Source organism: Methylobacterium sp. W2 (assembly GCF_020662345.1).
Lineage (GTDB): Bacteria > Pseudomonadota > Alphaproteobacteria > Rhizobiales > Beijerinckiaceae > Methylobacterium.
Genome location: NZ_VMOA01000038.1, coordinates 19,412 through 39,862, shown reverse-complemented (window position 1 = coordinate 39,862; position 20,451 = coordinate 19,412). Strand labels below are relative to the sequence as shown.

The following is a 20,451-nucleotide window of genomic DNA, read 5'->3' as shown; positions in this document are numbered from 1 at the left end:
TGCTGCGGACAGCTTTCCAGTCCACACCTTGGCGCAATCCGCGTATATATTTTGCATGCTCGCTCAACTTTCGAGGAGGGCTGTCGATGCCGGAGCCACTCACGCGCTTCTACGCTTACGTGCTGTACCGCCTCGCCAAGCGCGATGTCGTTTCGGCGGACCGTGCTGCGGCCAGCGGTGACGGCGATCGATCTGCTCAGCTCGTCGCCAGAGCCGATGCACGGCTCAAGCGGGCCTGCGGATTGAATGGGTGGCCGTGTCACCGACGCGCAACGTCGCCAGCGAGCCATTCCTCGACCTGAGCAGCGGCGCGAACGGGCAAGGCCTTAGCGGTCTCGAATCCAGAGAGAACAGTTCGAATGGCGCATGCGTTCAAGTTCGGCATCGAGGAGGAGATGTTCCTCGCCAGCGCACGGTCGCGCGGCGCGCCGACTCGCTCCGTCGAGCGCTTCCACAAGGAGGTGGCCAAGCGGTTTGATAGCGTCGAGCGCGAACTGCTTCAGAACCAGATCGAAATTTGCACCAAGCCCTCGGAACGTTTCGAGGAAGCTCGTAGCGTTTTGTCAGGGCTACGGACCGGCCTGGCGGAGATAGGTCTGAAGCACGGATTGCTCGTTTTCGCTGCTGGCACGCACCCCACAGCTCTCTGGCCGGCACAACAGGAAACCGCGAAATCCCGCTACGTCGATATGATGGACGACCTCCAGATCGTCGGTCGCCGCTCGGTGGTGTGCGGCCTCCATATCCACGTCGAGGTCCCCCGCCCGGAGGCGCGGGTGGATCTCATGAACCGCCTGCTGCCATTCCTGCCGGTTCTGCTGGCCCTATCCACGTCCTCGCCGTTCTGGGAGAAGCGCCGGACCGGCCTCGCCGGCTATCGGATGCGGGCCTATGCTGAGCTGCCGCGCACCGGCCTGCCCGAACGCTTCGACGATGCTGCCGATTACGACCGCTACGTCGAAGGCATGACGACATCGGGGGCGGTGAAGGATGCCACCTATTTCTGGTGGCACATCCGTCCCTCGATCCGGTTCCCGACTTTGGAATTGCGCGTGGCTGACAGTTGCACCCGCCTCGACGACACGCTTGCCATCGCCGCGCTCTATCGCTGTCTCGTGCGCCTCGTCGATCACAGGCCTGACATCCATGCCGGGCTGACCGGGGCGTCCCGCGGGTTCGTCATGGAGAACCTGTGGCGGGCAGAGCGTTCCGGCATCCACGGCACGTTCATCGACGAGGCGACGCTGAAGGGCGTCCGCCTACCGAAGCTCGTCGACTCTCTCCTCGATCTCGTGGCCGAAGATGCCGCCGCCCTGGGTTGCGAAGCCGAGTGCCGCCATGCCCGCACGATTGCCCGCAAAGGATCCAGCGCCGACGGGCAGATCGAAGCCTATGAAGCCAGCTTGAAGGCGGGGCGAAGCGAGCGGCAGGCGCTGAGCGCGGTTATAGACTGGCTTGCTGCCGAAACAGTCAGCCCTATCGCTATCTAAGGAAGCCTGCTTCAAGTTTGCACGCTCAAGTTCACTGGAGCGACCCTAGGGAACGGCGTTAGGAACCTGCTAACTATCCAGGTTCAACCTGGGGGCCATGTCAAAACGTACCGTAAGAACAGCGAGAGGCGCCCTCTGGCTGGCATCCCTAGCTCTATGCTGCATCTGCGCCTTCCAACTGATGAAGATCCCGAAGACCGCCCCACAGCCGGCTGACCATGCCTCGCTGAGCCGTGACCCAGAGACAACGGGGGCGGTGGATCCACGACCTGTGAAGGTGTGCAAGCCGAGCATTTGTTGATGGCTCCTCCCACCATGTGTAGACCGATCACCAATCGTTAACCAAGACCCTGCATTAATGCCCTTGGCTCAACAGGCTCGTTCGATCGGCATCGAGGACTTCGACCACGGTTGCCCCATTTCCGAGGACAAGCTTGGGAGGATCTACCGCGCTCACGCGGACGCCATCCCCGACTTGGTTGCAGGCATCCCCGAGCGTACCCGGGCGCGATTGGCTGCCTTTCTCTACGCCCGAACCCATACCCGGGAACTTGGGACACGGGTCGCGGCGACATGCGATCAGGCAACCCTACACCATGTTGCTGGCGAGCTCGGGAAGGCGATCCATCGGCAGTCCTGTCAAGGGTACCGCGGTGGGCCCTATGGTAATGGAAGCCGCCTTTCAAGGAGAAGTGTCAGCCTAGCTCGATCATCGATAGTTAGAGATCAACACCCATGATTTGAGAGCATCGGTTTTAGCTTAGTTGGAAGTACCGCTTCACGGTTGAGCTACCCGCGCCATCTTTGTCATCGTCTTAAAGAAGGAGGGCGACTACCTCTAACCGATTGATGGACTGCTGTTATTTGCGCTGGCCCGTACTTGATTCCGCCCACCTGCCTTAGCCTCATAAAGCGCCTGATCCGCGGCCGCTATCAAAGTTGTTGGGTCAACGACGTTTGTTTCGAGAATATGAGCTAAACCACCACTGATGGTCAGCAAGGCATGAGGGTTCACCGCATGCGGAACTTTCCAGCCTAAGACAGACATGCGGATACGTTCAGCTACAACTATTGCACCAGCGGGATCCGTGTCTGGCAGTACCACCGCGAACTCTTCTCCGCCAATCCGACACGCAATATCATGGCTGCGGTCGATAGCGGCCTCGATTGAGCGGGCGATCAACTGTAGCGCTTCATCTCCTTTCTGATGTCCGTAACGGTCATTGAAGCCCTTAAAATAATCAGCATCTAGAATAAGCAATGAGAGCTGATGTTGATTTCGTACTGCTCGACGCCATTCCTTTGAAAGGGATATATCGAACTGCCTCCGGTTAAAAAGGCCCGTTAATGCATCCGTGGTAGCCAGTTTATTCAATTCGATATTGAGAGCCGCGGTAATCTGCTCAGCTTGCGTCCTATGGAAAAGCTCCCGGCCAAGTCGCCATATGAGCGCAATGATCGTTGCACTGAGGGCGAGTACGACAAACCCAAGCGCCAAAGCTTTCCACCACCATCCGGCGTAGATATCATGTAAGGGCAGCGCTACGCTCAGATAGAGCGGTAAATCCTGGATCTGCGTGAAGACGAAGAGCCTGTCACCTGTGCCGAGCATCGCAGGTCCGGTAAAGCTGCCGCTCTTCATCTCCACGATGCTCTCATAGCTTACGGTTTGGGATATGCTCGTGCCAATTTGTTTTGGTTCATAAGGCTCCCGCATTACAATCGTTCCACCAGGCCCAGATAGGGTAACTGTTCCTGGATTATTGACATCGACACTAGAGAAAAGGCTATGAAAATAGCTGAGATAGATGCCGCCTGTAACAACACCCTGAAAAGCGCCCTCGGCATTCGAGATCCGCCGGCTTAGTGTAAGCATCCATTGTCCACTGACTCGCGAAATCACCGGAGCGCTCACATGCAAGTTGTCGTCCGCATTGGCAGCGAAGTACTGAAAATATTCGCGATCGGCCACATTGATTGAGGTTGGACCAAGAGTCTGTGAATTCGCGATGACGTTCCCATTTTGATCTAGTACTAAGATGTACCCAAATCCTGGAGCAGTTGTGATACGATCGAAAAGCAGCATATGCCGTAATTGAGGAGCGGCATCCATGACCTCTGGGCGCTGAATGCCCTCAATCACGGTGCGAAGCGCAATGTTGTATAGATCAATATTGCGATCAATATCGCGGGATAGTACTTGCACCAGACTGCGTGAGGTAATCTCTGCTTTCCGTGCTGTGTCCCAGCGCATCTGCCAGAGCATGAGGGCAGAAATTGCGCATAAGCCAACCACTGACAGAATACCAAAAGCGCTTAGCCAAGCTGAGGAGCGGCTCCACTTCGACAGCTTTCCAATGGAAGCCATCTCTACCATTAAGATTGGTGGTCCTCGTGATTTTTGAGAAGAATTACCATTGTCATAATAGGGCTCTCTACTCTTTACGAGGAAATCTAAAATTTACTGTTGGCAGTTGGTTGTCTTCATTCTTGCTTTTAAATATGAAAGGAATGATAATTGCTAATCTGCTTGCTTCAGGAAGCCGCCCCAGGCGGTAGCCCAGTTGCAATGCCGAGAAATTTTCGGGCTGGCATAGGTTTGCCAAAGAGGTATCCCTGGGCTTCGCGGCACCCATAAGAAGCCAGCAATGCTGCCTGTCCGCCAGTCTCAATCCCTTCGGCAATAACCTCAAGGTCGAGACTGACCCCAAGGGCCAAAACCGCTTTGACGATCGCCGCATCGTCTGGATCAGTTTCGAGATCGCGGACGAATTCGCGGTCGATCTTAAGGCGCGTGAGTGGATAACGCTTCAGCAGACTCAGAGAGGCGAAGCCGGTGCCATAATCATCGAAAGCGATGCCGACGCCCATCTCTCGGATCTGGCGCAGCGGCGCTAAAATGCTTTCGTCGTGGCCTAGTACGGTGGTTTCGGTGATTTCCAGCTCAAGCTGCGTTGCACGAAGCCCGAAGGTGGTCAGCACATCCGCAATCTTCTCACATAATAAGGTGTCCCGCAGCTGTGCTGCGAACAGGTTTACGCCGATGCGGAGCGGAGTGCCTGACGTAGCCGCTTCAGCGGCAAAGGCACAGGCGGTACGTAAGATCCAGTCACCGACCGGGATCGCGATAGCGCTGCTTTCAAGTACCGGAAGGAAGATAGCAGGTGATAAGAGGCCCTGCTTCGGATGCCGCCACCTCAATAGGGCCTCAGCACCGACGATGCGATGATCCGGGAGCTGCACCTGAGGCTGGAAATAAAGTTCGAACTCTTCCCGTTCCAAGGCATTTCTGAGCTCTTCCTCGATCCGGTGGCGCTCGTCCGCGAGTTCACCAAGTTCGGACCGAAACAATCCATATTGCCTCCCGCCTGCAAGCTTGGCCTGCTGAAGAGCCAGCAAGGCCCCTTTCAGGATTGCGTCTGGCTCATCGAATTGTGATGTCTCGGAGCAGAGAACGATACCAACGCTAGCGCTAATGTGGCAGGCAATTCCTTGTATTGTAAAAGCCAAACTGAGACCTGCGAGGATACGATTGGCGATGGCCTCTGCTTGAACTAGATCATTGCTTCCGAGGACGAGGATGCCGAACTCGTCTCCTCCCAGGCGCGCTACGAATGCTTCTGGTCCCACGATATTGATGATCCGCTCACTGGCGGCAATGAGGATATTATCTCCGGCTGCCATTCCCATGGAACCGTTGATGGTCTTGAACTGGTCGAGACCGACTTTGAGAACGGTGTATTGGCCGGCCTGCTTCAGAGCATGCGCGATCTTCTCCAGAAAGCTTACCCGATTTGGCAGACCGGTCATCCGATCGAATTGCGTGAGGTACCGCAGATACTTCTGGCTCTGATGTCTCTCTGAGATATCTCGGATGATCGAACCGAACTCTGTCCGAGGACCATCCTGCCAGCGTGCGAGGGAGATCTCTACGGGGAACGACGTTCCGTCCTTTCTCAAACCGCTGATTTCAAAGGTTGTCCCGGCCAGGTCGCCTCCCCCCCCTGTTCGCAGGCGCTCGATCTCAGCGTGATAGGCTTGTCGATGCTTCGGAGGAACGATCAAATCGATATGACGGCCCATTGCCTCCCTGCGAGAGAAACCGAATAGGTGTTCGGCCGCTGCATTCCAGAACGTAATCACGCCGTTCTCATGGGAGCATGCGATTGCATCTGGGGTAGCAGCTGCCATCTTCATGGCAGCATTCTTCAGCACGTTCAGGCGCCGTTGCTCCAGATGATCCATGACGATTCTGCCGAGGCTTTGCAGAAGCTCCTTCTCATGGTCACTCAAGGATGGACGAGGTTTATCATCGATGATGCAGATTGAGCCGATCCTCTGCCCAGTTGGCGTGCGGAGGGGGGCTCCGGCATAGAAGCGGATGAAGGGCGAGCCGGTAACGAGTGGGTTGAGCCGAAATCGGACATCCGCCTGCGCATCTGGGATGACGAGTACCTCGTCACTTACGAGTCCATGTGCGCAAAATGAATTGGCGCGTGAAGTCTCACAGGCTTGAAAACCTAGGCGTGCCTTGAAGAACTGACGATCCTCTCCGACGAAAGAAACCAGGGCAGTCGGAACACGAAACAGGTCGGCGGCGAGCTTCGCCACATGGTCGAACTCAACCTCGGGAGGCGTGTCCATCACCTTGTAGCGTTTCAGGGCCTCCAGGCGCTGGGGCTCATTGAGTAGGACGGGATACTCGCGATGTGGCATGGCCGTCGCTGTTTTGAGGTGCGAAGAACAACGCGCTCAAAATACTACCAATTCGTTGTAAGCAAAAACGGATTTTGATGTCACGGCAAGTTTGACGCATTTCCGTACCCTAGAGGCTGTGATGGACCTTGGCGATCTGGGATCCAGATGAAGAGGCATGACCTCTTCGCGCCAAGCCTACCCGTCCGACGTTTCCGATGATGAATGGGCGCTGGTCGCGCCGTACCTGACGCTGCTGCGCGAGGATGCGGGGCAGCGTGAGTATTCGCTTCGCGAGGCATTCAACGGATTGCGCTACGTGGTGAAGACGGGGGCACCCTGGCGGTGGATGCCCCATGACCTCCCGCCCTGGGAAGCCGTCTACCAGCAGGCGCAGCGCTGGCTGGCGGCAGGCTGCTTCGAGCAACTCGCCGACGATCTGAGGGCGCTCCTGCGCCTGGCTTCCGGGCGTTCTCCTGAGCCGAGCGCGGCCATCCTCGACAGCCGAACCTTGCGCTCGACGCCCGAGAGCGGCGAGCGGGCCGGCTACGATGGGGCCAAGCGTAAGAAGGGCTCGAAGGTCCATCTGGCCGTCGACACCCTGGGCCATCTCCTGGCCCTGCACGTCACGCCCGCCGATGCCGACGACCGGGCCCAGGTCGGGCATCTGGCGCAAGCCGTGCAGGCCGCCACCGGGGATAGCGTCGATCTGGCTTATGTCGACCAGGGCTACACCGGTGAGAAGCCAGCCAAGGCCGCCCGCGAACACGGCATCGAACTGGAGGTCGTCAAACTCCCGGAGGCTAAGCGCGGCTTCGTCTTGCTGCCGCGCCGCTGGGTCGTGGAGCGTTCCTTCGCCTGGGCGACGCGCTTCCGCCGCCTCGTCAAGGACTACGAGCGCTATCCCAGCACACTCGCCGATCTCCACGTCGTCGCCTTCGTCTGCCTCATGCTCAAACACGCCGCTCAACTGGCCGGCGGTTCATAACAGCCTCTAGACGCTCCTGACTGGGCTCGTTGTTGCCTCACACTCGCTCGATGATTTGGATTGAGTCGGCTTTGAGCGTCATTCAGTGGCACTTCGGGGCGTGCTTGGCAGCCTGTGGACGATTGCAAGGCAATGCCTGGGTTGTCCTAAATTCTGGAGGCAGGGCCAAACAAATACCCCGCTCCAGCTTTCGCCGGGCAGGGCAAGGTATTCCGTCCATGAAGTTGAGAGAACTTGGCAGGGTATCGACAGTTCCTCGAATCCCACTGGGTCTGTCTTAAGCGTTGGGGACGGACTGCCCGTCCTGCATCCCGCTCAGCACGCAACTCCGCCAACTTCCACCGCAGCGCCTCGACCTCGGCATGGCGCTCCCCTGCATCCACCGCCAACTCGACGCACTGGGCTTGAACCTCCGCCAGCTGGGCACGCAACTCGGCGTTCTCGGTCGCCAGGACGAGCAGGAGCAGGGTGTTGGAAACGGCTGGCCTCCCATGGATCGAGCAGGCCGTGGGCGTCGCCGATGAGGGTTAGCGTTGACTTAACCCTCCCGCCCGGCCGACATGCCATGTCCGGCCGCGTATCGCCCAAGCGAGTCGTGAGCCGGCATCAGGAGAGATCACCGCCGCGAGATAGACCCTGAAACGACTACGGCCCCCCTGTCGCCAAACAGGAGGGCCGCGAAATCGAAAAGGCCTGTGGTGGCCGGTTGCAATCCCCCACAGGCCATATGACCCCCTCGGGAGTCAAGCGGGAACGCCAATTCCCGCATCGAGAAGTCGTGCCTTGTGCCTGCCGCGGCCCGAAAGGGTTGGGGACGATGTTTCACGCGACCATGGCCGCCGCCATCGACGGCGCGCGGACGCTTACGCAGATGGACGAGCTGTCCCGCCAGGTCTGGCAGGGACACGGGTCAGGCGCTTTGGCCGACGAGGAGGCCCAGGCGCTCGCCGAGCGGCTCCACGGGCGACGCAGCGCGATCCGTGAGGGCATCGTGCCCGTTGGCATCCCCGTAGGCCGTGCGAGCCTGTTCCCGCCGCGCAGGAGCGTCACCAGCCCCGATAAGGCTATGTCGCGGGACCGTCGCCGCCTCTTGGCCTGTTCCGGCCCCATGCCGCCCGCGTTGGCCTCGCGGTTCACTGGCCTGCCCCTATTCGGTGGCCCAGGTTCGAAGTTAGTGCATCGTCGGTCTGGAGTTGACCCCGTTTGTGGTCCACGGCCTATGCAAGTTCTCGGGCAGTGACAGCTTGGTTGGCGAAGGCTCGGGGCGTCAAGCCGCCCAGAGCCATATGGGGTCGATCTTCGTTGTAGTGGCACCTCCAGTCCTCGATGCGCTCACGGGCATCGGCCAGCGACAGGAACCACGAGGCGTTCAGGCATTCTGCTCGTAGACGGCCGTTGAACGACTCGATGTAAGCGTTGTCGGTCGGCTTGCCCGGTCGGGAGAAGTCGATCTCGACCCCGTTCAGGTAGGCCCACTGGTCGAGTATGCGCCCGGCGAACTCCGGTCCATTATCCACCCGGAGACTCTTGGGCCGACCTCGCAGCCGGACCAAGGCGTCCAGAGCCTCGGTCACCTGGAAGGCGCGGAAGTTGGCTCTCGGTGTCAGTGAGAGCGCCTCTCGCGTGTGGCAATCGACGACGGTCAGGATCCGGAACGGACGCCCGTCGAACAGGCGGTCGGACATGAAGTCCATGGCCCAGACCTCGTTGGGTCCAACGATCGCCGGTCGTCCCTGGCGATAACGCCAGGCTCGTTTGCGCTTGGGCAGCTTGGACCTGATCGACAGTCCCTCGTCGCGGTAGATCCGGTAGGTGCGCTTATGGTTCACCTCCCAGCCCTCCCGTCGTAACAGGATGTGCAGCCGCCGGTAGCCGTAGCGCACCCGTGCGGCAGCCAACTCCTTCAATCGCATCCGCAGCGCGACCTGAGGGTCCGAGCGCTTCCTGTAGCGCTGGGACGAGCAGCCGAAGCCGGTAGCCAGACAGGCCTGACGCTCGCTGATCCCATAGGCAACCTGCAGGTGACCAGCGACCTCACGGCGAACGGCGGGCCTCACCACTTTCGCTTGAGCACGTCCTGCAGCATCGAGCGGTCCAGCGTCAGGTCTGCGACCAACCGCTTGAGCTTGCCGTTCTCGTCCTCCAACTGCTTCAACCGCCGGATCTCAGGCACGCCCATGCCGACGAACTGCTTCTTCCAACGGTAAAACGTCGGCTCGGATACACCCATCTTCCGGCAGACCTCGTCCACCGTCGCACCATTCTCCGCCTGCCGCAGGGCAAAGGCGATCTGTTCATTCGTGAAGCGTTTGCGAGGCATGGCATCCACCCTCCTTCAGGGTTCAGGATGCCCGAAAAACTTGCGCTCAGCGCGGACCACTTTGCTGGGTCAGGGTCAGGTCTCGTGACGATGGTGGGGTGAGCGAGCGGCGCTGATCCGGTCGGTTCCGTTGGCCAGATGACGACCTCCGGTGCGGGCGGCTGGTAGCCGAGCGACGAGTGCGGGCGGATGCTGTTGTAGTGCCTGCGCCATTGCTCGATCACGACGCTGGCCTCCTTGAGGGTGTAGAACACCTCGCCGTTGAGGAGTTCATCCCGCAGCTTGGCGTTGAAGCTCTCGCAGTACCCGTTCTCCCACGGACTGCCCGGCTCGATGTAGGCGGTCTGCGAGCCAACCGCCGCGATCCAGTCCTGAACGGCCTTGGCGATGAACTCCGGACCATTGTCGGAGCGGATATGACTGGGCACTCCACGTAGGCTGAACAGGTCCGAGAGTACGTCGATCACGTCGAGGGCCTTCAGCTTGCGGGATACACGGATCGACAGGCACTCGCGCGTGAACTCATCGATCACGTTCAGCATTCGGTACTTCCTGCCGTTGTGTGTGCGGTGCTCGACGAAGTCGTAGGACCAGACATGGTCGGGACGCTCCGGCCGTAAGCGAAGGCAGGAGCCGTCGTGGGAAACATCAGCTCGGATGGCCGAGACAGCGACTTTTGAGAGTTTCAGGAGGAAATCCTTCTACTTGCATCAGCCCGAGACGTGTTTTCACACAGCCTCCACCCTTCTCGGACTCTGCCGCAATCAGCCGTAGGTGTCGGAAATACCGTCGGATATCCGACATGAACGGAGATAGGTTCGTTGTTTGGCGTGGATAGGTAGAAGTCGTCTCACCCCGCGGTGTAGATAGACGAACAGGACATACTCTAAGGCGCAGGTTGACGAACGCGGCAGGACGCACGCCAAGCCATCCTCTCAGGTGGAAGCTGCGACCGTGTCGGCCACCTTCGCCTTGCGCGCACCAAGTTCCTCAGGCCGGCCCGTGGTCGTATCTGCGGCCGTCTGATGTTCCATCTCGGCGTTCAACTCTGCCCCGAGCAGCACGATCGTGGTCGAGATCCAGATCCAGGTCATGAAGCCGATGATGGCGCCAAGAGAGCCGTAGGTTTCATTGTAGTTGCCGAAGCTCGACACGTACCACGAGAACAGCGCCGACACGACGACCCAGAGGAGGCCTGCGACAGCGCTCCCCCAGGTCACCCATCGCCATTTCGCAGCTTCCCGGCTTGGACCGTACCGGTACAGGAGGGCCAGACTGCCTAGGACAACAAAGAGCAGGATCGGCCACCGTGCCAAGGCGATGACCCACTCCATCGAGCCCAGATTTAAGAAAGCCAGCGCGGCCGGAACGACGACAATGCCAATGAGGGCTAGAACCACGAACAGAAGCGCCCCTGCCGTGAAGGTAAGGGAACGCAAGTTCAACCAGAAAAAATTTCGCTTTTCTTTCTCGTCGTAGACGATGTTGAGCGCGTCGAAGATGGCCTTCATACCGCCGTTGGCGCTCCAGATCGACACGAGTATGCCGAAGGCCGCCGTGAAGCCAAGCGTGCCGCCCCCCTTTGCGGCGATGCGCTTTACCTGCTCGCCGACAATGTCAAGGGCACCGCCCGGCATGACGCCCTGAAGGGCGGCCAATTGCTCATTGATGGTCGCGGGATCGGCAACGAGGCCATAAATCGAAACGAGCGCGCCGATGGCCGGAAACAGAGCCAGGATTGCGTAGAATGTGACACCCGCCGCGACCAACAGCACACGGTCGTTACCAAACTCCTGGAACAGGCGCTTGCCGATATCCAGCCAGCCCTTGGCGGGGATCTCGGATGGGTTCGCTGCCTTGCGACCTCGGTCAGCCTCGGTGTTCGCAACCTGGGCCGCACTCATCCCGCTATGGATTTTTGGACCGTCCTCGGCTCCAAGTTGGTTTGAACCGCCTTCGATTCGCGAACCAGATGCCCGACGCGGTAGGGCCACCAGCCCCAGAAGTGCGGTCCCCAAAAAAATGGTCCAGATCGCCGGCGAGGTCTGAGTCCGCGGTTGCGGCGTGGATGTTGGGATGCGGTCGGTCATCGGGTATCTCAGGAAGCAAGCTCAGTTAGTGAGCCTCGGCGTTGACCAACGTACGCACATCTGCGTCAACCTTACGACTCTTTACTGTCGCCGCGACACAGATATCGACTGCTGCGAATAGGGTCGGATCCAGACTGCACGATGTTAGAGCATGAGAGAGCGCCAGATCATCGCGAAACCGCTAAGGATCAGTGCTCCCAGGATCAATCTTGCAGACGCAGTCGTGCGGAATTTGCCTGACCGCGCGATGAAAATGCCAACGAGGAGGTTGAGAGCAACCACGAGGCAAACTTGCTCGACGGTCATGCAAGGCCCCTAGCACCTTCACCGGAACGCGATGGTCATGCGAGTAGGAGGGGCGATGTCGGCCCCTCCTGGATCTCGGTTCAGACCGGCTTGCGCGGCGTCGTCCCAGTCGGGGTACCCGTCGCATCCGTACGGCTCACAGTTCCACGTCCGTCCTCGACCTCGACTTCGGTGCGACGCACAGTGTCAGAGACGGTCTCGGTGCGCTGGGTCGCATCCTTACGGATACCAACTTCACCGACAACGCGAGCGTCCTTCGACACCACTGCCTGCTCACGCGTCTCGGTCGCTTCGATCACCTTCTCGGCGAACAGGGCTTCGTCCCCCGGCGCCACGGCACGATCGACAACGCGGCGATCGACGCTCACGGTCTCGTCGTGAAGGGTCACGTTCTCGCTGACGGCCTCCTCGACCGCGTAGGAGCGTACCCGCACTCGGCCGCTATCGACCATGCGCTTGCCGACGTTGAGGCGCTCCTCGACCACCGGGATGTAGTCGGTCCCCGTCTGAGCAGCACTGTGGGCGGCAACGGCCTCTGTGGCGCCTTCGGCCCGGGTGGCCGTAGCGCCAGCGGTCGATCCGACGGCACCGACAGTCGAGGAACCGGTTGCCCCCTCGTAACCGCTCCAGCCTTCCTTGCGCCAGCTTGCCTCGCGCTCATCGAGGTCGACGGAGCCGTGCTCTTCGAGAATATCGTAGGCCTTCTCGGTGTGCGCCTCATCGACGGTCACGCTCAGCATCGTGCCGCCGCGGCGGAGACCCTCGTTGTAAGCGTAGCGATCCTCCTCAGGCATGAAGAGATCCTTGAGCGAGCCCCAGAAGCCTTCGTCTGGCTTTGTGCCCGAGGTCGTGGTGGTCTGAGCGGTTTGAGTGCCCGACAGGATCTTGATCGATGCGGCAGGGATGCCCAGCGCCAGGAGCTTGTTCTGGGCAGCAGTGGCGTCGGTGTAGGTATCGTACATCGCAGTGATGGTCTGGCTCATGGCTTCGTCTCCGGAGTGGTGGGCAAGGGATCGTTCTGTTGGCCGTCCGGGCCGATACGCTCGACCACGGCGCGCTGCCGGCGCAGCATCACCGGAACCTCGACATCCTCGCCTGACGTCGTCTGGCGGACATGCACCTCCTCCTTGAGGACGAGGCGCTTCTCAACGACGAGGATCTCCTCCAGGACGGGAATGATGGTCACGCCATTCTCCGTTCGGATCTGTGGGACGGCCTCGCCCTCGGCGAGCGTCCGATTGAGCGGAACCCGGGTTACCCCGACCATGTCGCTGCGCAGGGTCTCGCGAAGGACCTGGTCGATGGTCTCGGTGCGGGTCGAGACCCGCACCCGTCCAGTCTCGACGGCGCGCTTATCGATGCGCGCAGTTTCTTCGATCAGGGGAAGGACGATTTCCTCGCCCAAGGCGACCTCCGCCGCATCGCTTGGGAGCGTACCAAGACCGTGGATCTCGGACGCGGCGGGGTCGCGGGTGCTCATGACCGACGTGCACCGAGCGTGTTCGGAGCCGTGCGGGTGATCGTCGGATCGACTGCCGAGCCGCGACCCGCGAAGAAGGCAGCCAAGGCTCCGAAGATCAGAGCCAGCGCCCCGAAGAGGGAAGCCTGAGACACACGACGCGCAGTTGCGTCGGCGATGTGCTTGGCCTGCTCCTTGGCCGTGGCAACCGTCTCCTTGAACTGCTGGGTGTACTGGGCAACCTGCGCCTTGGCCTGCTCGACCGAGATATTCTGAGCCTTGGCGAGAGCCTGGGCGGCCTTCTCCTGGGCAGCGGCCTGCTGGGCACCGTCACCGGTGACAGCTGCACGCATGGCGGTCACGGCGGCATCCTTAAGCGCAGCGGGATCGGAGCCGGTACCATTGCGGACGTTGGCCTCGATGCCGGAGAACGGGTCCGTGATCTTCGTAAGTGATGGCGCCGCTGCCTGAGCGGCAGTCTGCACGGACCCGCCGACAACGTTACCGACTCCACCGATGGCAGACGAGGCAGTACCGAGCGCACCACCGACGATGCCGCTGGCAGCCGAGGAGAGGAGATAAAGGATCACCAGGGTCGAGACGGCCCAGGCAATCAGGCCGTGATAGCCAGCCGTCGAGGAGGAGGGCTTGCCCGAGAGACGACCAGCCAGAAACCCGCCGGCAATCGCAGCAAGGACCCCGGAGACAACGAACCACAGGCCGGCACCGATGCCGAGGGAGCTGGCTTCCGGCGTTCCGTTGCCCATCGGATCGACCGTCGACAAACCAATGCCGAGGCCGAGCATGTTGAGAATGACCTGGGTGATCAGCGAGGCGACCGCCCCGGCGAACACAGCGCCCCAGGAGACGGAATGCAGCATCATCGTGCGCATGTCCTCGGCCGGCGTGACGATGCTCGTATCTGGTAGGTCGCGGTTGATCGCAGGTGGGGTTGTATCCGGGGCCAGAGCCATGGTGTTGAGTCTTTCTGGTTGGTCTTCAGGGCCGGGATCGGCGCAAGCGAGATCGGGCGACGGGCTCAGAGGAGCCGGCGACGACCCATGAGGGCGTGGTAGAGCCACAGCACGACGACCGCTCCGACGATGGCGACGAGCAGGCTGTAGAGATTGAGGCCGGACACGCCGGGCTGGCCAAACTGGTTGAACAGGAAGCCACCGACGACGGCGCCGACGACGCCGAGCAGGATGTCGACGATCAGCCCCTGGCCAGTGTTGTTGACGATCTTGCTGCCAATGAAGCCGGCGATCAGGCCAAGAACGATCCAGGCGAGGAGGGACATGGTGTGCTCCAGTGTTGAGACGTGCGTCGGGGGGGCGACGCAGAGCCTGCGCGAGGGAGAGCCGAGAGACGATGGAATGTTGATTGCTCACGCCTTTGGAGGACGTGGGGCTTTCACTGGTTTGTGACGGGCCGTGGCATGCCTCGACTCGATGGCTGCAATCTCGGTTGTGGCTTCCGCCTCAACCTGCGTGTCCCCAAAGATCATCCCGATGGCCTGCTTGATCAGGGCTCGAGCGTGATCATCCGACAGAACCTTTCGGCCCTTGCCCATCGTCACACCTCGTATTGGCCCTGGAGCCACTTCCCGAGATGCTGGCTTCGAGCAGAGCTACTGCCGCTCAAGACAGTCAACGGGGCGATGTTCCGAGAATTTACATATTAATATTTTAGACTAATCGAGTTAGTGTTTTCGACCCTGTTTTGACGACGTTCCCGCGCCATTCGTTGGGGTTCCGCCAATCCCGCGCTCCCTGGCCCAGACGATCACGGCGCTGCGGCGGTTCACACCGATCTTGCGATAGAGCCGGGTAACGTGGTTGCGCACCGTGCTGAGGGATACGCCGAGATCCCCTGCGATCTCTTCGTCAGTCGCACCACGGCAGATGCCCTCCAGCATGTCGCTCTCACGGGCTGTGAGCTTTTCGGCCGTCACCGGTGCCTTGCCGGAGCGGGGAGGATTGCGCAGGAGAGCAAGCTTCTCGATCACCCCGTGGCTGAACCATGAGGCGTCCGCCATTACGGCCTCGATGGCTGAGATCAATTCCGCCTCGGTACGTTTTCGAGATGAGATGTCCTGCACGGCGCAAAGCAGGCCAGAGCTGCCGTTCACCGTGATCGGCTCGGCGGAGACGAGGCAATCGAGGATGTCGCCCTGCCGGGTCCGTAAACGTCCCTCAAAGGCTCGGACCCGACCGTAGCGCTGCAGTTCGCGCTTGAAGCGTGTCCGCTCGGTTTCCTCGACCCAGGGTACGGATGTGACATCGGCTGCATCACCGAAGGCTGCGGCATAAGCCTCATTGATGCTGGTCGACACCTCCGCTTCCGAACTCAGAAGAGCGGTCGGGATCGGACTGAGTTCGAACGCCTTGGCGAACCGTTCTTCGCTCAAGCGCAACTCCGCCTCCGCCTTCCGGCGATCCTCCAAATCGGCAAAGGTAAACAGCATGCAGCGCTCGCCGCCCGGCATCTCGATAGGATGCCCGGCAACGATCACGTACTTCTCGCAGTCGGCTGGGACACAAAGGCACGCTTCTCCCTGCAGGATCGGAGTGCCGGCATGGAGATGGGCTACGGCAGCAGCGCGGTGCTCGCACTGGCCTAGCAGATCGATCTCCGTGAACGTCCGACCGAGCACCTGATCGCGCGTGAAGCCTGTCAGGTCGATGAAGCCCTGATTGACCTTCACGTAGCGGAGGTCGGAGAGCCGGCACACTACGGCTGGGGCTGGGTTTGCCCGGAACATGCTCTCAAAGCGTTCCTCCGCCTCGTAGTGATCGCTCACGTCCTGCATGATGAGGGCAAGGCCCGTCGGACGACCCTCCGCCTCAGTCACGACAAGGCTGCGAATACGATGCATCCAGATCTTTTTCGGATCCCGTGCATGGTGCACTTCGACCACAGCATCACGGAACGTCTCGCCAGCGAGCCCCCGCTCCACTGGATGCTGCAGCGGTCCGATCTCCCGATGGTTGCGGTAGCGCAGCACGAAGTTAGCACGATATTCGGAGATGGTAGCGCCAAGGTCGTCCAGCTCGGCAACGCCATGCATCGTGAGCGCCGCCTCGTTGGCGTAGGACAGCGTATGATCGGCCTCGATCAGGATCACCCCTTCACTGAGGCCAGCGACGACTTGCGCCAGCTGGGCTTGAGTATGACTGCTACGCATCGGAAAAACCTCCGTCCGACGGGCAACGCAGAGCATGGACAGGTCGATGCCATGAGTTGGCCTACCAGTCCGTCGATCGTCATGGATCCATCGCTCGGCATAGTCCGATATGAACGGATACCCAACATCGTCGAGCTATGCCGTTGACGCAGACGAGGGCGGGGCGAGCCTGGGCCCTGTCCCTAAATGATAATGCTTCCGAATGACTGAGTCGGGTGGTTCTGCGACCCACCCCTTCCGCACGGCTATGCCATTGAAGCTGACGAGGCGACCTCGCCTGCTCAAGGGCCTACACATTAGTTAGGAACGCTGCCCTGCCGTAGTTCGCGATCGAGTAAGGCCAGCATCGCCCGCCATCCTCGTTCGGCGGCGGCCGCGTCGAAAACCGGGAAGTCGGGTTTCATCCAGCCGTGGGCGGCGGGGTAGGTCTCGGCCTCAAACGAAACGCCGGCCCCGCGCAGCGCCGTTTCTAAGCGCCCGGCCATCTCCGGCGGGTAGCTGTCATCGTTGGTCGCCGCCGCGATGTAGAGCCGTGCCTTGATCAGCAGCGCGACGGTATGCGGACTGTCCGACGCGTCGGTGGCAAGGTTGCCGCCGTGGAAGCTTGCCACGGCTGCGAACCGGTCCGAGTGGGTTCCGGCTGCGATGATCGCCATGCCGCCGCCCATGCAGAAGCCGATGGCGCCGACTTGACACCCCACGACGTCCCGGCGGGTGTCGAGGTAGGCCAGAAGCGCCGTCGTGTCCTGCGCGGCCTTCGCGTTGCCGGTCGTCGCCATCAGGGGACCGAGCACCGCGCGGAAGTCGCTCCTCATCACCTCCACAGGATCGAAGTGGCCGTAGGGACCATAGCGGTAAAAGAGGTCCGGTACCAGCACGAGGTAACCAGCGTCGGCCAGCCGCTGCGTCATCTCGAATACGGCCGGGCGGATGCCGCCTGCATTCATGAAGAAGATGAGGGCTGGCCCGTCCGTCCATCCCTCGGGGGTGGCTATGGTGACTGGGCAACGGCCGTCGGGGGTGGTGACCGTAACGCTCTCGCGGGGCATACCGTTGGCCTTCAATGAATGGCGCCAGGCAGCGGTTGAGCGCGTACAAGGCAGTCGATACATATGCACGTATGCATTAGTAGCCAATCGTGGAGGTTAAGGTAAGGGCAATGAGCGAACATCGTGACGTACTGTCGACGCCGGGGCATCTCGTCAGCCTTGTTGCCCGTGGCTTCGCCCGCCTCAGCGAGGCACGGCTGAAGCCGTTCGGCTTCGGCGTCGGCCACCTGCCGGTCCTGGTCGCGTTGCGGGACGGAAAGGCCGGCACGCAACGCGATCTCGCGCGTTTCGCGCGGGTCGAGCAGCCGCCCATGGCGCAAATGTTGGCGCGAATGGAACGGGACGGTCTCGTCCGTCGGACGCCGGATCCGGCCGATGGCCGCAGCCATCGTGTGGCTCTGACGGAGATGGCCCTCTCGTGCCTGCCGGAAGCAACCGCCGTGCTGATGCAGGGCAACCGCGATGCCCTCGCCGGCTTCACGGAGGCGGAAGCCGAGCAGTTCGTCGACCTGCTTGCTCGGCTCCTCGCCAACCTCGATCGGCTTGCCGCCAAGGGTCCGGGGCGACGATGGTCTTCAGCCGTACCGTGATGTCCCGTTCAACGTCCGCTTTGCGGCGCCGAGATTTGAAACTCGAAGGACGAGATCGGGTCGAGAGCAGCATGTCCGCTTCACCATAGGGTCATACTGACGTCGGCGATGCTGATTGTCGGAAATACCGTCGATTTTTCCATACATAATCAGTTACCCTTTTTTGGTCTGAGTCCGGGCTGGTTGGTTCATTCGGACTTCCGCGTCGACCATTGCCTAGACCAGGGTCTGCACGCCTGTAGCCTCCTGCCTTATCCGCTTTGCAAAGCGGGCACGCCGTGACACTCCTCCCAGATGAGAAGCTTGCACGGACTGATCGGAACCCTTGCCCTACGACGTCCTCCGCCGGGTATCTGCTACGGCGTGACCCTACTTCTCATCGGCGCCATGACGCTCCTGCGCTTCCTGGCTCCGGCGTATGTCGCGCCCTTCCTGCTCTACATCCCGGTTCTTCTAGCAGCGAGCTTGGCTTTCGGCTGGGGGGCTGGGACGCTGACTCTATCGTTATCGACTCTCATTGCCACGTGGTTCTACACGCGGGATGGGTCGCTCAGCGGCGTCGATATCTCTCTTTTGTGCCAGTACGTACTGGTCGGCACCGTCATGGTTTGGATCTGCGATGCCCTGCGCCGGTCTGTCGTACAGAATGAGGCGACGTTGGAGCGCCTCGACGGTGCGAACCGGATCCTGGTGAGCAATCAAGAAGCGTTGACTGACGCCAATGCCCGGGCGGAGGCCGCAAAGGACGTCGCCGAGCAAGCGAACCTTGCCAAGAGCGCCTTCATCGCCAACATGAGTCATGAGTTGCGCACTCCCCTCGCTGCCATCATCGGGTACAGCGAAATGCTGCAGGAAGAGATGGCAGATGGGGTTTCCTCAGAGGAACTCGAGCCAGACGTGCGCAAAATCGAGGGAAGTGCACGTCACCTGCTTGGGCTCATCAACGACGTCCTAGACCTCAGCAAGGTCGAGAGCGGCAAGATGGATGTCTACCCAGAGGCATTCGAATTGGACCCCGTCATCCAGGATGTCGTGACGACGGCACGGACGCTGGTCGATAAGAAGGGCAACAGGGTCGAGCTCCAGGTCTCGCCGGGCCTTGGACGCATGGTATCGGACCTGACGAAGGTGCGGCAGATCCTGCTCAATCTTCTCAGCAACGCGGCCAAGTTCACCGAGGGGGGCGTCATCACGGTGTCCGTCGCTCGTGAGTCGCAGAACGATGGCGAGCGCATCGTCTTCCAGGTCGCCGACACCGGCATCGGCATGACAGAGGAGCAGGTTTCCAAGCTGTTCCAGAGATTCGTTCAGGCTGATGCCTCAACGACGCGCAAATACGGTGGCACTGGCTTAGGTCTCTCGCTCACGAAAGCCTTGAGCGAGATCCTAGGCGGCTCGGTCTCGGTCAGCAGTGTGCCGGGCCAAGGTACGACTTTTACCGTCAAGCTGTTGGCGAACTACCGGGTACAGGAGGTCGACGCGTTATCAGAACCTGAGGACCTGAGTGCGCGAGGCGGCGAGGTGGTGCTCGTCATCGACGACGATGCCGATCAACGCAGTCTGATGACGAAGTTCTTGCATCGAGAGGGCTTCAAAGTTCGCTTGGCACCCGACGGTACCTCCGGCTTGGCACTCGCACGCGAGCTCAAACCGCATGCCATCCTGCTCGACGTCATGATGCCCGGTATCGACGGCTGGTCGGTTCTGAGTGCTCTGAAAGCCGATCCCGATCTGACCGATATCCCGGTAATCATGATAACCTTCGTCGAGCAACGTGCCCTCGCAGCCTCGCTGGGCGCGTCTGATTACGTGATGAAGCCGGTGCGCTGGGATAGGTTCAAGAATGTGATGGACCGCTACCGTCCGCCTGAGAATGCTGCCCTAATCATCGACGACGATCCTGATACGCGCATGCGGATCCGGAAGGTCCTCGAACGCGACGGCTGGACCGTGAACGAGGCTGAGAATGGTCGCGATGGCCTCGATCAGCTTGCCGCCGCTCCGCCTGGGATCGTGCTGCTCGACCTCACCATGCCGGTGATGGACGGCTTCGAGTTTTTGGAAGCCATGCGGGCCAAACCTGAATGCACCGCGATCCCGGTTGTGGTGCTTACAGCACTCGACCTAAGTTGGGAGGATCGGCGACGGCTGCGTGGTGCCAGCCAGATCCTGAACAAAGGCGACGTGAGCATGCAGGCGCTAGCCGAGCGTCTTCGGCAGTTGGGCACTGAGGCAAGCGGCCTAGGCACTTGACGGTGGAAGTTTCTAGGCTTCACA

Annotated in this window: 14 protein-coding genes and 1 pseudogene; 4 read left to right on the top strand and 11 right to left on the bottom strand. The window is 60.7% G+C overall.

From position 1 onward, the window contains the following. The first annotated feature begins 359 nt into the window (after nucleotides 1-359). Nucleotides 360-1,490 (top strand): carboxylate-amine ligase, encoded by a 1,131-nt coding sequence (locus tag FPV16_RS19175; RefSeq protein WP_227439971.1) that lies wholly within the window; start codon nucleotides 360-362, stop codon nucleotides 1,488-1,490. An 838-nt stretch (nucleotides 1,491-2,328) separates the two neighbouring features. On the opposite strand, the gene FPV16_RS19170 is transcribed toward FPV16_RS19175, so the two are convergent. Together FPV16_RS19170 and FPV16_RS19165 are read right to left on the bottom strand one after the other, a co-directional pair. After that, entirely contained in the window at nucleotides 2,329-3,867 is a 1,539-nt protein-coding gene (locus tag FPV16_RS19170; protein WP_227439970.1) for a sensor domain-containing diguanylate cyclase, read from the bottom strand. A 158-nt stretch (nucleotides 3,868-4,025) separates the two neighbouring features. Then, nucleotides 4,026-6,206 (bottom strand): putative bifunctional diguanylate cyclase/phosphodiesterase, encoded by a 2,181-nt coding sequence (locus FPV16_RS19165; protein ID WP_227439969.1) that lies wholly within the window; start codon nucleotides 6,204-6,206, stop codon nucleotides 4,026-4,028. Nucleotides 6,207-6,363: 157 nt separating this feature from the next. Here FPV16_RS19165 and FPV16_RS19160 point away from each other — a divergent pair, with 157 nt between their 5' ends. Beyond that, nucleotides 6,364-7,173: an IS5 family transposase gene (locus FPV16_RS19160; protein WP_227439968.1), complete on the top strand. Its 810-nt coding sequence runs from the start codon at nucleotides 6,364-6,366 to the stop codon at nucleotides 7,171-7,173. A 1,217-nt stretch (nucleotides 7,174-8,390) separates the two neighbouring features. Here FPV16_RS19160 and FPV16_RS19155 read toward each other — a convergent pair. The 9 genes and pseudogenes from FPV16_RS19155 to FPV16_RS19115 all read right to left on the bottom strand — a co-directional run bounded on the left by FPV16_RS19155 (nucleotide 8,391) and on the right by FPV16_RS19115 (nucleotide 17,584). Next, a protein-coding gene (locus FPV16_RS19155; protein ID WP_227439967.1) for an IS3 family transposase occupies nucleotides 8,391-9,493 on the bottom strand; the annotation gives its coding sequence in 2 pieces (ribosomal slippage) (nucleotides 8,391-9,232 and nucleotides 9,232-9,493; 1,104 coding nt in all). A gap of 77 nt (nucleotides 9,494-9,570) precedes the next feature. After that, nucleotides 9,571-10,134, bottom strand: a pseudogene (locus FPV16_RS19150) (IS3 family transposase); the annotation flags it as partial. A gap of 294 nt (nucleotides 10,135-10,428) precedes the next feature. Next, nucleotides 10,429-11,583 carry a YihY/virulence factor BrkB family protein gene (locus FPV16_RS19145; protein ID WP_227439966.1) on the bottom strand — a complete coding sequence of 385 codons (1,155 nt, stop codon included), beginning with the start codon at nucleotides 11,581-11,583 and terminating at the stop codon, nucleotides 10,429-10,431. Between the two features lie 386 nt (nucleotides 11,584-11,969). Beyond that, on the bottom strand, nucleotides 11,970-12,872 hold the full coding sequence (locus tag FPV16_RS19140; RefSeq protein WP_227439965.1) for a YsnF/AvaK domain-containing protein: 903 nt from the start codon (nucleotides 12,870-12,872) through the stop codon (nucleotides 11,970-11,972). Beyond that, nucleotides 12,869-13,369 carry a YsnF/AvaK domain-containing protein gene (locus tag FPV16_RS19135; RefSeq protein ID WP_227439964.1) on the bottom strand — a complete coding sequence of 167 codons (501 nt, stop codon included), beginning with the start codon at nucleotides 13,367-13,369 and terminating at the stop codon, nucleotides 12,869-12,871. Before FPV16_RS19135 ends, FPV16_RS19140 begins: the two co-directional genes overlap by 4 nt. Beyond that, nucleotides 13,366-14,322 carry a PhnA-like protein gene (locus tag FPV16_RS19130; RefSeq protein WP_227439963.1) on the bottom strand — a complete coding sequence of 319 codons (957 nt, stop codon included), beginning with the start codon at nucleotides 14,320-14,322 and terminating at the stop codon, nucleotides 13,366-13,368. Before FPV16_RS19130 ends, FPV16_RS19135 begins: the two co-directional genes overlap by 4 nt. A 65-nt stretch (nucleotides 14,323-14,387) precedes the next feature. Next, the gene (locus FPV16_RS19125) at nucleotides 14,388-14,648 is read right to left on the bottom strand and encodes a GlsB/YeaQ/YmgE family stress response membrane protein (RefSeq protein ID WP_227439962.1); all 261 of its coding nucleotides are present in this window, start codon (nucleotides 14,646-14,648) and stop codon (nucleotides 14,388-14,390) included. A 402-nt stretch (nucleotides 14,649-15,050) separates the two neighbouring features. Further along, nucleotides 15,051-16,535 carry a PAS domain S-box protein gene (locus tag FPV16_RS19120; RefSeq protein WP_227439961.1) on the bottom strand — a complete coding sequence of 495 codons (1,485 nt, stop codon included), beginning with the start codon at nucleotides 16,533-16,535 and terminating at the stop codon, nucleotides 15,051-15,053. A 296-nt stretch (nucleotides 16,536-16,831) separates the two neighbouring features. Further along, entirely contained in the window at nucleotides 16,832-17,584 is a 753-nt protein-coding gene (locus tag FPV16_RS19115; RefSeq protein WP_227439960.1) for a dienelactone hydrolase family protein, read from the bottom strand. A 110-nt stretch (nucleotides 17,585-17,694) separates the two neighbouring features. On the opposite strand from FPV16_RS19115, the gene FPV16_RS19110 reads away from it, so the two are divergent. Continuing rightward, on the top strand, nucleotides 17,695-18,174 hold the full coding sequence (locus tag FPV16_RS19110) for a MarR family winged helix-turn-helix transcriptional regulator (protein ID WP_227439959.1): 480 nt from the start codon (nucleotides 17,695-17,697) through the stop codon (nucleotides 18,172-18,174). Nucleotides 18,175-18,537: 363 nt separating this feature from the next. After that, nucleotides 18,538-20,427, top strand: coding sequence for a response regulator (locus FPV16_RS19105; RefSeq protein WP_227439958.1), 1,890 nt, complete (start codon nucleotides 18,538-18,540; stop codon nucleotides 20,425-20,427). The last annotated feature ends 24 nt before the right edge of the window (nucleotides 20,428-20,451 follow it).